Below are 1,768 nucleotides of genomic sequence, written 5' to 3'. Positions count from 1 at the left end.
TGCGCGACATCGCCTTTGTACGGTTGACCCAACGCGCTGGGGTTGCTGAACCCCAATGCATCATTGTCGCCTTTCTCGTACCGAGCGACCATATCGACGGTTGGTGCGTGGCCAGCCTTGCGCTGATTAAGAGTTTGTTCGGCGGCACTGACTGCATAGTTGCTGGCCTGCAGATTGAGGTTTTGTTGAGCCGCGGTATCAACCCAATCCTTAGCATTGTTTGGTGCTGGCGGTAGGATCGGCAGACTATGGGAAATACCCCAGATCGCGTTGTATCGCCGGTTAGTGAGGTTCACCAGGGCTTCGAAAGCATCATCCACCTGGCGCTGGGCAACGATGCGGTTGACCCGTGCCGTGTCGTAGCTAGCTTGTGAGTTCAGCACATCGGTCTTATCCGCGAGGCCAACCTTAAAACGCTCATTGGACTGATCGAGCTGGCGCTTGAACGCGGCCTCTTCGGCCTTGGTCGAAGCCAGATTATCTTGGCTACGTAACACATTAAAATAACTGTCTGCGGTTTGCAGAATGAGGTTTTGCTGGGCTGCTGAGAGCTGTAGCGCCGCCTGTTCATTCACATCCTTGGCCGCCTGGAACTGAAACCAGCGATCGGCACGAAACAGCGGTTGCGCCAGGGTGGCTTGGTACGAATGCTCGTAGCGATTTGCAGCAGCCGAAGGCTGGTCGATCGAGGTGCGAACACTGGCAGTTTCTGCGCTACCGGACAGATTGGGCAACAGCCCGGCGCGAGCTTGCGGTACGACTTCCTTCTGCACGCCATACTGGGCGATGGCGGCAGCGAGATCAGCGTTGTTTGCTACAGCCTCTTGATAGACGCTCACCAGATCATTATTGGCTGACAACGGAGCTTCAGCTGCCCAGGGCATGGTATTGGATGCACAAAACACAGCAATACCCAGTGAAAATTTGCGCAGCATGTGATGATTCCTAAACATGTATAAAACCGTGAAAAATTTTGCACCTAAGAATGGCGCCACCATTACAGCGTCAAGACGCGGTTAGGTAAGGAGGTGATAAGCTTGTTCGCGAATGCATTCGAGCGGCAGTAAGAACCCGTAGTTACGTCTGATACGAGCCAGCAATACCTTCGCATTCAGCTTCAGGTGTCGCACGGATGGCGGCCAGGTATGAACCGCGCCGATTGAGCAGCAATACGGATGTGGCGACACCGACGGTTGCCTTCTCTCCCCCTCGCCAATACGGCCCGTTACCCAGTGAAAGGCAAGCCAGGGTATGTCATGGGAGGGGGATGGCCTGATGCATTACTATTAAGGTTGCAACCCACCGTCGCGCAGACGAACCGGATTCATCTTGAGGTCGCCTGCAGCACCGGCGGGCTAAAAATCACAGATAGACCAACTCGATAGTGGCCGAGCCATCCAAATTAATCGCGTTATTGGTGTCTAGGGTATTCCTTGGCGCAATCGTTGGCGTCACGGTCAGGTCGAGGGAGGCGCTGGTAATGGCCTGTGGAGGAGCGGTGCCATTATTGGTAGGATTAACGGCATAGGTCGTATTTGAACCAGTGAAGGTATTCAAGTCGCCAGCGTTTGTACCTGCTAAAGTCGTCCAGGTAGTAAGGTTCGCGGAATATTTGACATAGCCCGTTCCACCATTGGCGCTGGGATTGAGCATGATAATTCTGTACCAACCAATCTTATTACCCGCTCCATCGGTACCGAGCCCATACCGTATGTTACCCCCAGTGCTTGTACCGCTTCGATTGTCAATCCCCCTAAATCCTACGTAA

General features: G+C 53.8%; 1 protein-coding gene and 1 pseudogene. Both read right to left on the bottom strand.

The features are described 5' to 3' along the window. The coding region (locus tag D8U73_RS01060; protein ID WP_153188970.1) for a TolC family outer membrane protein at positions 1 to 935 on the bottom strand (935 nt) is incomplete at its 3' end. Positions 936 to 1,362: 427 nt separating this feature from the next. Then, positions 1,363 to 1,768: pseudogene (locus D8U73_RS01055) on the bottom strand (hypothetical protein); the annotation flags it as partial.

It is taken from the genome of Pseudomonas sp. Sample_22 (genome assembly GCF_004307635.1).
Lineage (GTDB): Bacteria > Pseudomonadota > Gammaproteobacteria > Pseudomonadales > Pseudomonadaceae > Aquipseudomonas.
Note: the sequence above shows the minus strand (reverse complement) of the source record. Positions and strands in the feature narration are given on the sequence as shown.